Source organism: Azospirillum terrae, assembly GCF_053470425.1.
In genome coordinates this window covers 36,550-52,767 of record NZ_JBPXMR010000010.1, presented here as the reverse complement: position 1 = coordinate 52,767, position 16,218 = coordinate 36,550, and the positions used below count along the sequence as shown (strand labels likewise).

The following is a 16,218-nucleotide window of genomic DNA, read 5'->3' as shown; positions in this document are numbered from 1 at the left end:
TCATGGGGTGCGCCATGCCTGAGCGCGTGCGTCTCGAAAGGATCGACGGCCAAACCCTGGGGGTTTACTGCGCGGGTGATTGGGCCGTGCAGCACGGCATGCCATCCGTCGAAGAGGCGGTCAGGCATGTGGCCGGCGAGCCGGCGCCCGGCCGGGTGACGGTGCAGGCGGCGGACCTGGGACAGTGGGATTCCTCGCTGGTTTCCTACATCGCCGGTCTGGAGGCCGTGTGCCGGTCGCGGACGATCGCCTTCGACAAGAACGGCCTGCCGGCCGGTGTCCGGCGGCTGGTGGATCTGGCGCTGGCCGTGCCGGAAAAGACCGGGACGCGGGGCGCCACAAAGCGGGAATCCCTGCTCGAAGCCGTGGGGGAGGGGGCGCTGCGCAGCTGGAAGGGCGCGCAGGACACGCTCGCCTTCCTGGGTGAGGCGACGCTGTCCTTCGGCCGGCTGCTGACGCGGCGGGCGCGCTTCCGCGGCTCCGACCTGCTGCTGACGGTGCAGGAGTGCGGGGCGGAGGCGCTGGCCATCGCCTCCGTCATCTCGCTGCTGGTCGGGCTGATCCTCGCCTTCGTGGGCGCCGTGCAACTGCGCACCTTCGGGGCGGAGATCTATGTGGCGAACCTCGTCACCGTGGCGATGACGCGCGAGATGGCGGCGATCATGACCGCCATCGTGCTGGCCGGGCGCACCGGCGCGGCCTTCGCGGCTCAGCTCGGCACCATGCAGGCCAACGAGGAGATCGACGCGCTGGCCACGCTCGGCATCTCGCCCATCGATTTCCTGGTGCTGCCGCGCATGCTGGCGCTGATGCTGATGATGCCGCTGCTGTACCTCTATTCGGCGTTCGCCGGCATGATCGGCGGCTTTCTGGTCGGCATCGGCATGCTCGACCTCACCGGCACCGTCTACCTGGAGCAGACGCGCGCCAGCTTCGCCTTCAGCGACTTCTTCATCGGCTGGGGCAAGAGCGTGCTGTTCGGCGCGCTGGTCGCGGTGGCCGGCTGCATGCGCGGCATCCAGTCGGGACGCAGCGCGGCGGCGGTCGGCAACGCCGCGACGTCCGCCGTCGTCACCGCGCTCGTCTACATCATCATCAGCGATGCCGTCGTGGCCGTCCTTCTCAACGTCGTCGGGCTGTAGGGGAGGGACGCGCATGGAATCGGCCGCTTTCAGGATCGAGGTGCGGAACCTGGACATGGCGTTCGGCACCTATGTGGTGCAGAGGAACGTCGGCTTCAGCATCCGCCGCGGCGAGATCTTCGTCATCATGGGCGACAGCGGCTGCGGCAAGAGCACCATGCTCAAGCACATGATCGGCCTGATCCGGCCGGCGCGCGGCGACGTGTTCTACGACGGCGAGAGCTTCTGGGGCGGCGGCACCGACCGGCAGATGGCGATCAGCCGGCGCTTCGGCGTGCTGTTCCAAAGCGGTGCGCTGTGGAGTTCCATGACCCTGGCCGAGAACGTGGCGCTGCCGCTGACGCTCTACACCGCGCTCGACGCCCGCGAGGTGGCGGAGATGGTGTCGCTGAAGCTGGCGCTGGTCGGTCTGCGCGGCTTCGAGGAGTACTATCCCTCGGAGATCAGCGGCGGCATGCGCAAGCGTGCCGGGCTGGCGCGCGCCATGGCGCTCGACCCCGACATCCTGTTCCTGGACGAGCCGTCCGCCGGGCTCGACCCGCTCAGTTCGCACCGCCTGGACGACCTGATCCTCGAACTGCGGGACAACCTCGGCAGCACGGTGGTCATCGTCACCCACGAGCTCGCCAGCATTTTCGCCATCGCCGACAACGCCGTCTTCCTCGACGCGGACAGCCGGACGGCCATCGCGCACGGAAACCCGAAAGTCCTGCTCGACGAGGCGGAAAGCCCGAAAGTGCGGGAGTTCCTGCGCCGCGGCGAAGCGGCGCCGGCACACGCCTGACGAACCGCCGGCAGGAGAGGAGAACGCCTATGGCCGCGAAAGCCAATCCAAAGGTGGTCGGCGGCTTCGTCGTCGGAGCCGTGGTTCTGGTGATCGCCGCCGTCGCCTTGTTCGGCGGCGGCAACATCTTCGCCAAGCGTCAGCGTGCCGGCACCTATTTCCAGGGCTCGGTCGCCGGGCTGGAGACGGGGGCGCCTGTGACCTACCGCGGCGTGCGGGTGGGCGAGGTGAAGTCGATCCGCCTGGAGGTGGACTCCAGCACACTCACGGCGCGCATGCCGGTGGTGTTCGAGTTCATCCCCGGCTCGGTCGAATGGAGCACCCACGCGCCGGCTCCCGATGAGTTTCATCGGCTGATCGACAAAGGGCTGCGCGCCAAGCTGGTGTCGCAGAGCCTGGTGACCGGCCTGCTGGCGGTCGAGCTGAACTACTACCCGGACACCCCGGCGACCATGGTCGGAGGGCTGCCGGGCGCGACGATCGAGATCCCATCGGTGCAGTCGGACCTGGAGACGTTCAAATCGACGCTGAGCAACCTGCCGCTGGAACAGATCGCCGCTTCCCTGTCGCAGGTGCTGACGCGTGTGGACGAACTGCTGGCCGAACCGGGGTGGAAGGAGGCCGTGGTCGCGCTGGCCGGCGGCTTGCAGCAGTTCGACGGCCTCATGGCGACGGTGAACCAGCAATCCGGCCCGCTGCTGGGGGACATCGGACGCACCGCGAAGGAAGCCGGGGAGGCTGTCGCCACGGCGCAGGAGGAGCTGAAGGGGGTCGCCGCCGATCTGCGCGGCGTCCTCGGCAAGGTGGATGGCGAGGTGAAGCCGCTCAGTGCCCGCGTGCAGGGGACGGCGGCGGCGGCGGAGAAGGCGTTCCGGCAGGCGGACACCACGCTGCGGACGGTCGATGCCGCGCTGGACCCGCGTTCGCCCTTGCGCGGCAACCTGGAACAGACCCTCGCCAACTTGTCCGTGGCGTCGAAGTCCTTGCGCTCTTTCGCCGACCAGCTCGACCGCAGCCCGAACATCCTGATAACCGGACGGTGACCGCGATGCCCGCATTCGCCTTCATCCGCCGGTGCCTCCTGTCGGGCCTGATGGCTGCGATTGCGCTGGCCGGCTGCGCCGGCACTCAGCCGCGGCTCTATGTTCTGGCGCCGATGGCGGCAGAGGGCGCGGTGACGAAGGATTGGGACCGGTCGGTCGGCGTGCCGCTCGTGACGCTGCCGGAATACCTCGACCGATCGGAGATCGTCTCCTACGCCAGCACCAATGAACTGCACGCCAACCGCGACGATCGCTGGGCGGAGCGGCTGCCGACCAACGTCACGCGCGTGTTGGCGGAAAACCTTTCCATCCTGCTGGCGACGGACCGCGTCCACGTCATGCCGACGCGCAACGGCGACCGGCCCGACTACGAGGTGATCGTCGAGTTCGACCGCTTCCAGCGGACCGCCGCGGGGCAAAGCGTCCTCGACGCCCATTGGGCAATCCTGGACGGCACGACCAGGAAGACCCTGGTCCGCGACCAGACCCGCATGGCCACCCGCGTGCCGGACGACGGCTACGCCTCGCTGGTGGCGGCGATGAACGAGAACCTGACCGCGCTCAGCCGCGACATCGCGCGCGGCTTCGCGACCCTTCCGCAAAAAGGAGGCCGGCGGGTGAATTCCTGACACCATTCCGATTGCGAGGAGACATCGATGAAGAGCCTCAGATGGCTGGCATGGCCGGCCCTATGCATCACTCTGACGCTTGGGCCGGCGCTGGCCGCCGATCCTCCTGCCAACCCTTCCGCCACCCCTCCGCAGGCTGCGGGGCAGGAGGCGCAGGACGACTTGTCCATCGATGCGGCGGCGCGGGACACGCTGAACCGCATGGCCGAGACGCTGGCGAAGGCGCGCGGCTTCAGCGTGACCATCCGTAGCACCTACGACGTGGTGCAGGACGACGGCCAGAAGATCGAGTTCGGCGAACGGCGCACCGTCACGCTCAGCCGCCCTGACGCGCTGCGCGTGGACTCCCAGGAGAGCGACGGCAAGGTCACCCAGGTGACGTTCGACGGTCAGGCGATCACCGTGTTCAACCCTAAGGAGAATGTCTACGCGCGGGTCGATAAGACAGGCAACGTGGACGACGCCGTGCGTCATCTGGTCCAGGACCTCCAGATGCGGCTGCCATTGGCGCTGCTGCTGGTCAGCACGCTGCCGGCGGAACTGGACGCGCGCCTCCAGGCTCTCGATTACGTGGAGCGCGACGGGCTCACCCCGGTGCCGAGCGACCATCTCGCGGGGCAGACGGAGGACATCGACTTCCAGGTCTGGGTCGCCGCCAGCGATCCGCCGCTGCCGCAGCGCATCATCATCACCTACAAGAACGACGAGGGGGAGCCGCAGTACCGGGCGGACTTTTCGGATTGGCAACTGAACCCCGACGTGCCGGCCGCGCAACTCGCTTTCCGGCCGCCAGACGGGGCCGAACGCATCCCCTTCCTGGTCAGGGTCCCGCGAACCGCCTCCGGGCAGACGCCCAACGACACATCTCAGGGAACCTCGGGTGCATCCGGTAGCACAGAAGGAGCGCCGAAATGACGTCCCGTACGACACGAATCTCTCTTTCGCTCGCCGCCTCCCTGATTTTGGTCGCGGCACCGGTGTTGGACGCTTTTGCGCAGCGCGGCGGCCGTGGAGGCGGCGGTGGTGGTGGCCGTGGGGGAGGTGGCGGCGTCTCCCGCCCGGCCGGCGGCGGCGGCGGCGGTGGTTTCTCCCGCTCCGGCGCGGCGGCGAGCGGCAGCTTCTCGGGGCAGAGGTCTGCGGGGGGAGCCGGTGTCGGAGCCCGGCAGGCCGGCGCCACGCAGCGCTCGGGGCAGCGGGCCGCATCGCAGCAGGCCGGAGCCCGGCAGGCTGGCGCCACGGAGCGTTCGGGGCAACGGGCGGAGACGCGCCAGACCCGTTCGGACAACCGTGCCGAGGCGGGCTCGTCCCGTCAGGCGGAGCGCACCGAGCGCGAAGGGCAACGGCAGCAGGGGCAGACCGAGCGCACCGAGGCCCGTCAGCAGGGCCAGACCGAGCGGACCGATGCTCGGACCAACGCGGCACAGAACATGTCCGGCAACTGGGATAACCACCACTACGACGACTATGACGACGACTGGGGATACGCCTTCGCGGGCGCCGCGGTCGGCGCGACCGTGGGCCTCATGGCGGGGGCGGCGATCGCCTCGCCGACCTATGTGACGACGCTTCCCTGCTCGCCGACCGTCGTGGCCGCCTCGGGGGTCAGCTACTACGGCTGCAGCGGCACCTGGTACAACCGCAGCTACGTGAACGGAAGCGTCACCTACGTCACCGTCAACCCGCCGCCCGGTTACTGACGCCGGCCGGTCCGTGGCGCCCTCGGCTCCTGTGCGGGGAGGCAGCATGATGCAGCGGGGAACGAGACCGAAGGCACGATGGGTCGCGGTGCCCCTGCTGCTGCTTTTGGGCGCTCTCCCGGCGGCCTGCACGGGGGGCGCCGCCGACCGTTCGGACGTGCAGGCCGCGCTGGAGCGTTACCATCACGACTTCGACGGGGAGCACCCGAACCGGCTTCCGCCGGCCCTGGACAACGACTACCTCCTTTTCGCCTGGGCGGTGCGCTTGGTGCTGACCGCGCATGTGGACGCGTCCGATCCGGAAGCCCTGGTCAACAGCGCTCTGGACGGCATGAGCAAGAGGCGGGAGAGCGATCCGGCGACGCCCCGGCACGAGCTGACCGGGGTCGCCATCGACAGCATGCTGGCAGGGCTCGACCCCTATTCGGCCTACCTCGATCCCCAGCGCGTGAGCGATCTGCGCGAACGGATCTACGGCGAGTTCACCGGTCTCGGGATCGAGGTCGCGATGGACGACAGCACGGGATTCCTGCGTGTCCTCCGCTCCAGCCGGGACTCGCCGGCGAGCCGTGCCGGGGTGCGGTCGGGGGACCTGATCGTCACCATCGACGGGAAGCAGGTCCGCGGGTTGACCCTGAGCGACGCCGCGACGCACATGCGCGGTCAGGCCGGGCGCCCGGTCAAGCTCCTGGTGCTGCGGCCGAACAGCAAGGTGCCGGTGCAGGTGATCGTGACCCACGCCGCCGTCAGGTTCGCGCCCGTCACCTCCCGGCTGGAGGGCGGCGACATCGCCTATGTCAGCCTTGCCAACTTCAATGAGCGGACGACCCAGGAACTGACCCAGGCCCTGGAAAGCCTGCGCGGCGAGGCCGGCGGCCGGCTGGCGGGCGCCGTGCTCGACCTGCGGAACAACCCCGGCGGGCTGCTGGAACAGGGGGTGAAGGTCGCCGGGCGGTTCCTGGGTGCTGCGGAGATCGTGTCCACCCGCGGCCGGGACGGGGTCACGCAGCACGTCGTCAGCGATGACGCGGCCGATCCGCTGCGCGGCGGGCCGCTGGTGGTGTTGATCAACGGCTTCTCCTCCTCAGCGTCGGAGATCGTCGCCGGTGCCTTGCAGGATTACGGCAGGGCGCTGGTCGTGGGCGGGCGCAGCTATGGCAAGGGCTCGGTGCAGACCATCTTCTGGCTGCCCGAAGGGGAGGGCATCCGGCTGACCACGGCGCATTACTTCCGGCCCTCCGGGGCCACCGTGGAGTGCTACGGCATCACCCCGAACGTCGAGGTCGGCACGCCGACCGGGAGGGAGGCGATCGAGCCCGACCGCACCCCCTGCAACCCCACCGCCGGGCCGCCGCCGCCAAAGCGCCGGGCGATGGCCGACGTTTGCCCGGACACCGCGCGCCTGGACCCCGGCGCGAAGCTGGACCTCCCCCTCGCTTGCGCGCTTTCCGCCATCCGCATGCGCCGGCTGGATGGGGAGCTGGACAGGGTGGCGGGCCGCTGAACGCTGATGGCGGGTCCCGCGCCAGCCCCTCACTGTTGCCTGATACGCCGCATCAGGGCGTTGAACTCCTTCCGGTCGATGACGTTGTCGTGGTTGGTGTCCGCGCGCTTGAACGCCTCGTCCACGATGTTGAGGAACTCTATGGTGTTGATCTTGCCGCCGGGGCCGGCGATGCGGTCGAAGACGTCGGGCGGCAGGTTTGTCTCGCTCTGCACCAGGACTTGATCCTTGTTCCGGTCCAGCAGGTAGAAGATCAGCATCTGGTTGTTCTTGAACTCCGGCATCGAGATGACGCCGTCGTGGTTGTCGTCCAGCAGATCGAAGATCTTCCTGTCGCGGCTGTCCTGGCGCGAGCCCTCGGCGGCCGCCGCTGGATGGAAGGCATGCAGCGCAAGGGTCAGGATCGCCAGCGCCGCCAGTCTCGCTCTCACCGCCATGAGCGGCCTCCCATTCCGGTTTCGTATGAAGGGATGGGGACGGAGCCCCCTGGGCATCAAGCCGCAGGTGATGCCGTGCCGGAAGTATCATGCCGTGCGGGGCTACCGTAACGGGGCGGCTGTTCGGCTGAAGCCCATGGGGCCTCCTTGCGCATCAGCCCCTTGCCCATCAGCCCCTGCGCCCATCAGCCAGGCCGCCGCATCGGCCAAGGCGTCGTCCAGTGGACGGGGGCGGTAGCCGAGCTCGCGCATCGCCTTTGCACTGTCCACGCCCCCGGCGGCGAGGGCCAGGCGGACACCGGTGACCGGTGCGAATGGCGGCCGGTGGGTGAGGTGGTCGCTGATCCATTCGTTCAGCATCGCGGTGGTCAGGGCCAGCCGGCCGGGGATGGCCCAGCGGCGCCGGGGGCGGCGTCCGGCCAGCCGGTCCAGGCGTGCCGCGAGGTCGGACAGCCGCACGTCGCTGCCGCCAAGGACATAGCGCTCGCCCACCGCGCCGCGCTCCGCCGCCAGGATCATGCCTTCGGCGATGTCGCGGACGTGCACCAGATTGAGCATGCAGTCCAGGATCAGGCGCGGCCCGCCGCCCAGGAACATGCGCAGCATGGCGGTGGGCGGCGTCGGCGCAAGGTCGCCGGGGCCGATGGGGGCCGTCGGGTTGACCACCACGACCGGCATTCCCCCGGCGGCTGCCGCCAGCGCGTCCCTCTCCGCCAGATATTTCGAGCGGCAGTAAGGACCGGCCAGGACCTCCTGTTCCTCCGGGCCGGAAGGGTTGTCCATGGCTCCCCCATCGATCAGCACGCTTTGGCTCGAACAATGGACGAACCGGCGCACGTCGGCCTTGGCGGCGGCCTCCAGCATGATTTGCGTGCCGCCGCGGTTGACGCGCTCGAACACGGAGCGGTCGCGCTGCCAGAGCTGCGCCACAGCGGCGAGGTGGAAAACCCGCTCGACCCCTTCGCAGGCGGTGGTCACCGCCTCGCGGTCCAGCACCGAGCCTTGCAGGGCTGTGACGCCGGGCGGCGGTTCGCGGGGGAGGGACATGTCCAGAATCCGTACCCGCTCGCCACGCTCCGCCAGCGCCGCGACGAGATGCCCGCCGATGAAGCCGCTGCCGCCGGTGACGAGCGACAGGCCCATTTCCTCAGCTCCGGCCGAGCAGTTGCTCGGCATTGGCGTTGAGGTCGCGCGTCAGGCCCTGAAGACCGCCGCTGCGCAACGATGTCTGGAAGTCAGCGCGCTGGGTGGCGACCTGACTGATCGTGCCCTTGGCGAGCACGTCGAGGATCTTCCAGCCGTTCCCCACTTGCCGCATCACGTAGGTGAGACGCACCGGGTCCTTCCCCGGCTTCTTCAGGGTCGTGTCCACCAGCGTCGTGCCGCGCGGTCCCGGCCGTTCTCCGACAAGGTCGATGGTCTGCCCCTCGTAGTTGTCGAAACGCTCCACGTACTGGGCGGCGCTGCGCCGGGTGAAGGCGTCCAGCGCCTGTCGCCGTTCCGCCTCGCCGGCGCCGTCGAAATAGGGGGCCGCGACCACGCGCAGAGCGGCCTCCAGGTCGAAGGTCTCCTGCATCACGGGAAGGAAGCGCTGGAGCCGGGTGCGCGTCGGCTCGCGCCCGGCGCTCTTCATCAGGTCCAGCAGCGCTTGGTTCAGCCGGGTGACGGGGGCCGTCGCGACCGAGGGCGGAACCTGGGCCGATACCGCGCGGGGGGCCAGCGGCAACGCCGTGAGCGCCAGAAGCACCAGCACGGCAACGCGGCGCGTCGGCATGGGGGTTCCAGCCATTGGCGTCTCCATGGGTTCGGTTCCTGCTTCCCCAGCTATACGATGCCGATCGGGGCGGGCGAGTTCAACCATCTGCATGGGGTGCAACAAGGGGGGTGCGGGTGTAGTATCGGGCCAGCGTGCAGCAAAAGGGAAACGATCCCCATGAGGCGCGAACCGAACCGCTGGAAACACTGGCTTCCCAGCGCCAATCATCCGCTTTACGGCTGCGACGCCCTGACGCTTCTGAGCGTCGTGGCGCGCAACGGCGGGGTGGATGCGCGCCATGCCCCGACGCTTGTCGCGGCGCTCGCCTCCGCCGTGCTGCGGGCACCGTTCTCGCTGGCGGAGCGGGCGTGGGTGGCGTGGGAGCTGCGGCGCTATGGGCCGATGCCCCCTCCTGTCTTCATCCTCGGCCATTGGCGCAGCGGGACCACGCACCTCTACAATCTGCTGAGCCGCGATCCGCAGTTCGGCTTCATCTCGCCGGTCGCCGTCGGGCTGCCATGGGACATGATGGGCCTGGGCTCCGTGCTGCGGCCCTTGCTGGAACGCGCGCTGCCGGAGCGCCGCTACATCGATAACGTCGCGGTTCGGCCCGACTCCCCGCAGGAGGACGAGATCGCGCTGGCGAACATGTCGCCGCTGTCCTTCTACCACGGGCTCTACTTCCCCCGTCGTTTCGACGAGAACCTGCAACGCGGCCTGTACCACGAGGGCTGCTCGGCGGTGGAGACGCAGGGCTGGCGCCGCCGCTTCGTGCATTTTCTGGAGAAGGTGGCGCTCTCCCAGGGCGGGCGGCGCCTGCTGATCAAGAATCCGGTCTACAGCGCCCGTGTCGCCATGGTGCGGGAGATCTGGCCGGACGCACGCTTCATCCACATCCACCGCGACCCGCGGGCGGTGTTCGTATCAACGGTGCACTTCTACCGCACGCTGCTGGACAAGCTGGCGCTCCAGCCCTACGGCCACATCGACGTGGAGCGGGTGGTTCTCGACCATTATCCCCGGATCATGCAGGCGCTGCTGGACGACACCGCCGACCTGCCGCCCGGCCGTTTCGTCGAGGTGGCGTTCGAGACGTTCGAGCGCCAGCCGCTGGCGGAAGCGGAACGCATCTACCGCACGCTCGATCTTCCGGGGTACGCGGCGGCCGAGCCGAGCTTTAAAGCCTATCTGGGCGAGGTGCGCGGTTACGCCAAGAACGACCACCGCCTGTCCGAGGCCGGGCGGGAGCAGGTGGAGCGCCACTGGGCCCCCTTCGTCGCTCGCTGGGGCTCGCCGGTGGCCGTCCGGTGATCCGCTGCCTGTCGCTGGCGGCGCTGGCGGTTTTGTTGGGTTGGGCAGGGATGGCCTTCGCGGACTGTCGGGCGGTGGCGGTCACGGCGCATGGGCGGCTGGTGGTCGGCATCGAGGATCTGGTGGTGGACGAAGCCCTCGGGCAGGCGGTGCTCTCCGCCTACGACCGCCGTGCGGCCCCCGAGAAGGCGGGCGGCGGGCTGTTCCGGCTGCCTTTGGCGGCGCTCGCCGGGGAGCGGGCCGAAGCCGTCGAGCTGAGCGCCGGTTTCCATCCGCAAGGCGGGTTCCGGCCGCACGGCATGGATTTGCGGGTGGAAGCGGATGGAAGCCGTTCGCTGCTGGCGGTCAACCGGCGCTGGAACGGCGACACGGTGGTCGAGCGCTTCTCCCTCACCGGCGACGCGCTGCGCCACCAGAACACGGTGGAGAGCCCGCTTTTGTGCCGCGCCAACGAGGTGGCGTTCCTGGACGGCGAGCGCTTCCTGTTCACCAGCGACCACGGCGGCTGCGGCTGGGCGGCGGGGGCCTTGGAGGATGTTCTGAACCTTCATCGCGGTTTTGTCGGTCTCGTCGGGGAGGGGCGGGTGCTGGTCCTGGCGACGGGGATCGGCTTCGCCAACGGCCTGCTGCCGGATCCGGCCGCCGACCGCCTGTTCGTCGCCGCGACGCGGGAAGATTCCGTGCTCGTCTACCGGCTGTCGGCCCTGCTGGCGGGTGACGGGGCGGCGGTGCCGGAGCGGATCGCCGTGCCCGGCGGCCCCGACAATCTGAGCCGCGCGGCCGGCGGCGTGCTGGCGGGCCGGGTGCTGGCGGCGGTGCATCCGTCGCTGTTCGCGCTGGCGCTGCACCGTTTCGGCCTGCCGGGCGGGGAGACCGCGCCGACCCGCATCGTGGCGCTTGGGCCGAATGGGGTGGGGCCGAATGGGGTGGAGGTGATCGCCGAGGATGACGGGCGCCGCCTGTCGGGCGCCACCGTGGCGGCGGCTTGGCGTGGCGGGCTCATTGCCGGCTCGGCAACGTCCGATCGGCTGCTGGTGTGCGGCGATGGACCCAGCGGTGCCATCCGATCATCAGGCTGGGCAGCACCAGCAGCGCCGAAATGATCGTGAACAGGATGGCGATGGCCAGCAGGATGCCCATGCTGGACAGGCCCCGATGGCTGGAAATGGCAAGGGTGGCGAAGGCCGTGCTGGTGGTCAGCGTGCTGACCAGCACGGCGAGCGGCGTGCTGGTGATCAGCAACTCCATCCCGTAGTTCGTCCCGCTCGTCCCGGCGCGTTCCAGCTCCTGCCCGCGCGCGACCATGTGGATGCTGCTCGCCACGCCCAGGGCGAACAGCAGCGGCAGGACGATGACGTTGGCGAAGTTGAAGGGGATGTCCAGCAGCCCCGCCACCGCCATGGTCCACAGCGCCGCGATGCCGAGGGGCACCAGGATCAGCACGATGCCGGACAGGCTGCGCTGCACCGCCAGCAGCACCAGCGCCATCAGCACGAGCGTCAGCGCCGTCGCCTCCGCGAAGGAGCGCAGCACGATCCCCCCGGCCTGGGTCACCGTCACCGGGGCGCCTGTGGCGTGCGGCGCCACCGCCAGCACCGCGTTGGCGAAGCGCGCCATGTCGCGGCCGTCGGAAATGTCGTGGGTGGGCAGCACCTCGACCCGCGCGCGCCCATCCGGGGCGATCCAGCGGCGGCGGATGGAGTCCGGGACGTCTCGGGCGGTCACCGGCTGTTCCACCTCCAGCCCGTCGCGCAGCCGATCCAGCAGCGGCGGGATGCCGCCGGTCAGCGCGCGGTCGAGCGCCGCCTCCCCTCCCGAGGGAAGGCGCCCGAGCGCCTCGGCGAAGCGGTGCGCTGCGGTGCGGGCCTCCGGATTGCCAGTCTTGCCCGCCGCGAACCGGGTAAGGTCGTCGCGGAGCGTTGCCACGGCCTTGGCGCGCTCGGGCGGCGAGAGTGCGGGGACCTCCGCCGGTGCCATGAGGCTCGGCCCCAGCAGCAGGGCCATGTCGGCGATGATGGGCAGCTTGGCGTCCTGCTCCTTGGGGATGAAGCTGGCGAAGGTGCGCACCCCGCCGATCTGCTCGCCGACCTGTTCGCCGATCTGGGCAGGATCTCGCAGCCGCTCCGCCGTTGTCTGGGCCTCGGCCAGATCCGGCCGCAGGATGTTGACCGAGTAGGGGGAGGTCCGCGGCACTTCCGCCAGTTCGCGATAGGTGCGCACCGCCTCGGTGCGGCGGTCCTGCAGGTTCAGCGGGTTCACGTCCAGCCGCACCAGCGGCAGGGCGGCGAGCGAGCCCAGCATCGTCAGCCCGGTGAGCGTCAGCAGCGCGCCGTTGTGCCGGGTCATCCAGGCGGCGTAGCGGCGGTCCTCGCGCTCCACCCGCACCACGCCGGGGCCGGGGCGCAGCAGGATGAACAGGGCCGGCAGCAGCGTCAGGCTGACGACCAGCGCCACCACCATGCCGAGCGCGGAGATCACCCCGAACTCGGCCAGCCCCAGATACTCGGTCGGCACGAAGGACATGAAGCCGATGATGGCGCACAGCGTGCTGAGCGACAGCGGCCCGCCGACGCCGCGCGCGGCCTCCAGAACCGCGGCACGCGTGGGCAGGCCGCGGCGCAGTTCCTCCTGATAGCGCAGGCCGAGATGGCTGCCGAAATCGTCGCCCAGCCCGAAGAAGATCACCGCGCAGGTCACCGAGATCAGGTTCAGCCGTCCGACCACCAGCGCCGCCAGCCCGGCGCTCAGCGTCAGGCCGATCATCAGCGTGATCATCATGGCGGCGATCATCCGCGCCGAGCGCATCCCGGCGATCAGCACCGCCGTGACCAGGACGAAGGACAGCACCGTGGCGATGCCCGCCGTGTTCGCCACCGTGTCCAGCTCCGTCTGGCGCAGCGCAATGGCACCGGTCACGCGGGCCTCCACCCCGTTCCCCTCCGGCTCGGTCTTCAGGGCGTCGATGGCGCCGCGCACGGCGTCCAGCGCCGGCCGGCCGCGCCCGAACGCCGTGTCGGCGAACACCGCCTGCGCGGTGACGAAGCGCCGGTTGCCGAACCGCTCGTCGTCGTTCAGCTTGACCAGCCCGGTCCACGACACCGGCTCCGGCCGGCCGGAGGCCACGCTGTCCGTCGCGTCGGCGAGCCGGCTCAGCAGGTCCGACAGGGTGGCCGGCGAGTCCTCGCCCGCGTGCTCCAGGACGAGGTTGAACATGCCCGCCAGCCCGCGCAGGTTGGGGGCCTCGTTCAGCGTGCCCAGCGCCGCCTGCGCCCCAGCGAGGCGCGTCGCGAGATCCTGGAGAGCCGGCGGGTCGAGGAACAGCAGCCCGTAACGCCGGAAATACGGATCGGCCGAGGGGACCTCCACATCGGCCAGCGCCTCCGGGTGTTCGCGCATCCGCTCGGCCAGGCGCTTTGCCGCCGCGTCGGACTGGTCCGGCGAGGGGGAATCGACCACCACCACGATCTGATCGTCGGTGAAGGGGAACGCCCGCCGGTACGTTTCCGCGTCGCGCCGGAAGGGGACCTCGGGTGAGATCATGTCCGTGGTGCTGGTGTTGATGCGCAACGCCTCGACCGAATACCAGCCGGCCAGCCCGGACAGCAGCAGGTTCACCACGATGGTGGTGATGGGCCAGCGGCACGCCGCCACGCTCCAGGAATCCAGGAAGGCTCGCGCGAACGCCATCAGCCGGTGCAACGTGGAATGAGGCACGGAAACGCTTCCTGTCGTTGAAAAACGCGGAGCGGAGGCGGGTAAGGCAGCGAAATGAACCGGGGGCCGTTTGGCGAGCTTTCGGAAATCGATGCGGAAGTATAGCATTCCGCATCCGGGAACAGAATGGCTGGAAGTGGTACCCAGTTCGCGCTTGGGCCAATTCTTCGCCGGGCGTCCGTTTCCCTCTGGAGGGTGCGATGCGCGTGGCATTCGCCTTGGCCGTAGCCCTGATCGGCGCCCTGATGGCCCGGCACGCGGATGCCGCCGACGTCGTGGTGCGCGTGCAGGGCGTGGCGAACGACCGCGGCGAGGTCGTGGTGGGAATCTGCACCGCGGACATGTTCATCGGCGGCACCTGTGCCCATCGCGGCACGGCGCCGGCCCGGCCGGGGACGGTGCTGGTGGTCGTCGCCGGCGTAGCGCCCGGAACCTATGCGGTGCGGGCCTACCATGACGAGAACGGGAACCGCCGGATCGACCGCAATTTCCTGGGCATCCCCACGGAGGGTTATGGATTCGGAAATGACGCCCGCGTAACATTTGCGCCACCGAGCTTCGCCGACGCCGCCATCACCGTGGGCGGGGGCGGGGCGGAGACGGCCTTGACGCTGCGCTATTGAAGATCGCGAGGAGGTGCCCATGCCGGGCCAAGCTCCGTGTCCGCTGATCTACGAACTCAACACGCGAGTCTGGTTGCGCGAGCGCGGGTCCGCACTCGGCCGTCCGGCGACGCTGGACGACGTCTCGGACGCCGAACTGGACTGGCTGGCCGAACGGGGCTTCGGCTGGATCTGGCTGCTCGGCGTCTGGTGGACCGGGGAGGCGGGACGGCAGGTTTCCCGCAGCCGTGCGGACTGGCGCCGCGCATTCCAGGAAGCGCTTCCCGACCTTGATGAAGACGACATCTGCGGCTCCTGCTTCGCCATCGCCGGGTACGAGGTGCATCCCGACCTGGGCGGGGACGCGGCGTTGCGGCGGCTGCGGACGCGGATGCAGGGGCGGGGGATGCGGCTGATGCTGGACTTCGTGCCCAACCACATGGCGCTCGACCACCCCTGGGTGCGGCGGCGGCCCGAGCTGTTCGTCCAGGGCACTGAGGACGATCTGGCGCGCGTTCCGGACGGTTATCTGCGCGTCGAGACGGAGCGCGGCCCGCTGATCCTCGCCCATGGGCGCGATCCGTACTTTCCGGCTTGGCCCGATGTGGTGCAGCTGAACTACGGGAATCCGGCGACACAAGAGGCCATGCGGGAGGAATTGCTGAGCATTGCGGATCTGTGCGACGGCGTGCGGTGCGACATGGCGATGCTGATCCTGCCGGAGATCTTCCAACGGACCTGGGGGATCGCGGCCGAGCCGTTCTGGGCCGAGGCCATCAACCGCGTCCGCGAGCGGCACCCGGATTTCCTGTTCATCGCGGAGGCATACTGGGACCTGGAATGGACGCTGATGCAGCAGGGGTTCGACGGCGCCTACGACAAGCGTCTCTACGACCGCCTTCGCGACCGGAGCGCCCGGTTGGTGCGCGATCATCTCCAGGCGGAGCCCGGCTATCAGCGCCGGCTCGTCCGCTTCCTCGAAAACCATGACGAGCCGCGGGCCGCGGGGACGTTCCCGTGGGAGGTCCATCAAGCGGCGGCCGTGGTGAGTTACCTGACGCCGGGCCTTCGCCTGTTCCACCAGGGCCAGTTCGAGGGACGCGTCCGGCATGTGTCCGTGCACCTGTCGCGGGCTCCCTCCGAACCGGCCGATCCCGCGGTGTCCGACTTCTATGAGCGGCTGCTGCGCGTGCTGCGCCAGCCGGCGTTCCATGACGGCGCATGGCGGCGTCTCGAACCGGCGGAAGCCTGGACGGGCAACGGGAGTTGGGACGGCTTTGTCGGTTTTCTCTGGGCGAACGAGGGCGGCACGCCCTGGATCGTCGTGGTGAACTATCAGCCCGACCGCGGGCAGTGCTATCTGCGCTGCCCCGGTCTGGCCGGCGGACGGATCGTCCTGACCGACTGGCTGGGGCCGGCGCGGTACGAGCGCGAGGGCGGGGAACTCGCGTCGCGCGGCCTCTTCCTCGACATGCCGGCCTGGGGGACACACGCGTTCGAACTGACGCGCCCGCCGTCCTGACGGGGGCGGCGGGGGGCGCGCCGCCGGCAGACCGGAGAGCACGCCACCGAGATCGCCCTCAGCAGCCTTCGCAGCCT

The 16,218-nt window shown here is 69.7% G+C and carries 15 protein-coding genes; 11 read left to right on the top strand and 4 right to left on the bottom strand.

The features are described 5' to 3' along the window. Positions 1 to 98 precede the first annotated feature (98 nt). From ACSVDD_RS22055 to ACSVDD_RS22025, 7 genes are all read left to right on the top strand, one after another. A complete protein-coding gene (locus ACSVDD_RS22055; RefSeq protein WP_448191551.1) occupies positions 99 to 1,142 on the top strand; it encodes an MlaE family ABC transporter permease in 1,044 nt (347 codons plus the stop codon). Between the two features lie 13 nt (positions 1,143 to 1,155). Next, positions 1,156 to 1,926 carry an ABC transporter ATP-binding protein gene (locus ACSVDD_RS22050; protein WP_448191550.1) on the top strand — a complete coding sequence of 257 codons (771 nt, stop codon included), beginning with the start codon at positions 1,156 to 1,158 and terminating at the stop codon, positions 1,924 to 1,926. A 29-nt stretch (positions 1,927 to 1,955) separates the two neighbouring features. Then, positions 1,956 to 2,969 carry an MlaD family protein gene (locus ACSVDD_RS22045; protein ID WP_448191549.1) on the top strand — a complete coding sequence of 338 codons (1,014 nt, stop codon included), beginning with the start codon at positions 1,956 to 1,958 and terminating at the stop codon, positions 2,967 to 2,969. A gap of 5 nt (positions 2,970 to 2,974) precedes the next feature. Continuing rightward, the gene (locus tag ACSVDD_RS22040) at positions 2,975 to 3,598 is read left to right on the top strand and encodes a PqiC family protein (RefSeq protein ID WP_448191548.1); all 624 of its coding nucleotides are present in this window, start codon (positions 2,975 to 2,977) and stop codon (positions 3,596 to 3,598) included. 27 nt (positions 3,599 to 3,625) lie between these two features. Beyond that, a complete protein-coding gene (locus tag ACSVDD_RS22035; RefSeq protein ID WP_448191547.1) occupies positions 3,626 to 4,513 on the top strand; it encodes a DUF2092 domain-containing protein in 888 nt (295 codons plus the stop codon). Next, positions 4,510 to 5,295 carry a hypothetical protein gene (locus ACSVDD_RS22030; RefSeq protein ID WP_448191546.1) on the top strand — a complete coding sequence of 262 codons (786 nt, stop codon included), beginning with the start codon at positions 4,510 to 4,512 and terminating at the stop codon, positions 5,293 to 5,295. The genes ACSVDD_RS22035 and ACSVDD_RS22030 overlap by 4 nt, the downstream gene beginning before the upstream one ends. 88 nt (positions 5,296 to 5,383) lie before the next feature. Next, complete coding sequence (locus tag ACSVDD_RS22025; RefSeq protein ID WP_448191545.1) at positions 5,384 to 6,799, top strand: S41 family peptidase; 1,416 nt, start codon at positions 5,384 to 5,386, stop codon at positions 6,797 to 6,799. 29 nt (positions 6,800 to 6,828) lie between these two features. Here the strand turns inward: ACSVDD_RS22025 and ACSVDD_RS22020 are convergent, their stop codons facing one another. The 3 genes from ACSVDD_RS22020 to ACSVDD_RS22010 form a co-directional block, all read right to left on the bottom strand. Further along, a complete protein-coding gene (locus ACSVDD_RS22020) occupies positions 6,829 to 7,236 on the bottom strand; it encodes an EF-hand domain-containing protein (RefSeq protein WP_448191544.1) in 408 nt (135 codons plus the stop codon). A gap of 102 nt (positions 7,237 to 7,338) precedes the next feature. Further along, a complete protein-coding gene (locus tag ACSVDD_RS22015) occupies positions 7,339 to 8,379 on the bottom strand; it encodes an NAD-dependent epimerase/dehydratase family protein (protein ID WP_448191543.1) in 1,041 nt (346 codons plus the stop codon). Positions 8,380 to 8,383: 4 nt separating this feature from the next. After that, complete coding sequence (locus tag ACSVDD_RS22010; RefSeq protein ID WP_448191542.1) at positions 8,384 to 9,025, bottom strand: ABC transporter substrate-binding protein; 642 nt, start codon at positions 9,023 to 9,025, stop codon at positions 8,384 to 8,386. A gap of 144 nt (positions 9,026 to 9,169) precedes the next feature. Here ACSVDD_RS22010 and ACSVDD_RS22005 point away from each other — a divergent pair, with 144 nt between their 5' ends. Then, positions 9,170 to 10,303: a sulfotransferase family protein gene (locus ACSVDD_RS22005; RefSeq protein WP_448191541.1), complete on the top strand. Its 1,134-nt coding sequence runs from the start codon at positions 9,170 to 9,172 to the stop codon at positions 10,301 to 10,303. Beyond that, positions 10,300 to 11,406: a hypothetical protein gene (locus ACSVDD_RS22000; RefSeq protein ID WP_448191540.1), complete on the top strand. Its 1,107-nt coding sequence runs from the start codon at positions 10,300 to 10,302 to the stop codon at positions 11,404 to 11,406. The genes ACSVDD_RS22005 and ACSVDD_RS22000 overlap by 4 nt, the downstream gene beginning before the upstream one ends. On the opposite strand, the gene ACSVDD_RS21995 is transcribed toward ACSVDD_RS22000, so the two are convergent. After that, complete coding sequence (locus ACSVDD_RS21995) at positions 11,303 to 14,017, bottom strand: MMPL family transporter (protein WP_448191539.1); 2,715 nt, start codon at positions 14,015 to 14,017, stop codon at positions 11,303 to 11,305. The genes ACSVDD_RS22000 and ACSVDD_RS21995 overlap by 104 nt on opposite strands. A 200-nt stretch (positions 14,018 to 14,217) precedes the next feature. Here ACSVDD_RS21995 and ACSVDD_RS21990 point away from each other — a divergent pair, with 200 nt between their 5' ends. Further along, positions 14,218 to 14,640, top strand: coding sequence for a DUF2141 domain-containing protein (locus ACSVDD_RS21990; RefSeq protein ID WP_448191538.1), 423 nt, complete (start codon positions 14,218 to 14,220; stop codon positions 14,638 to 14,640). Positions 14,641 to 14,659: 19 nt separating this feature from the next. After that, on the top strand, positions 14,660 to 16,141 hold the full coding sequence (locus ACSVDD_RS21985; RefSeq protein ID WP_448191537.1) for an alpha-amylase family glycosyl hydrolase: 1,482 nt from the start codon (positions 14,660 to 14,662) through the stop codon (positions 16,139 to 16,141). Positions 16,142 to 16,218: the final 77 nt, after the last annotated feature.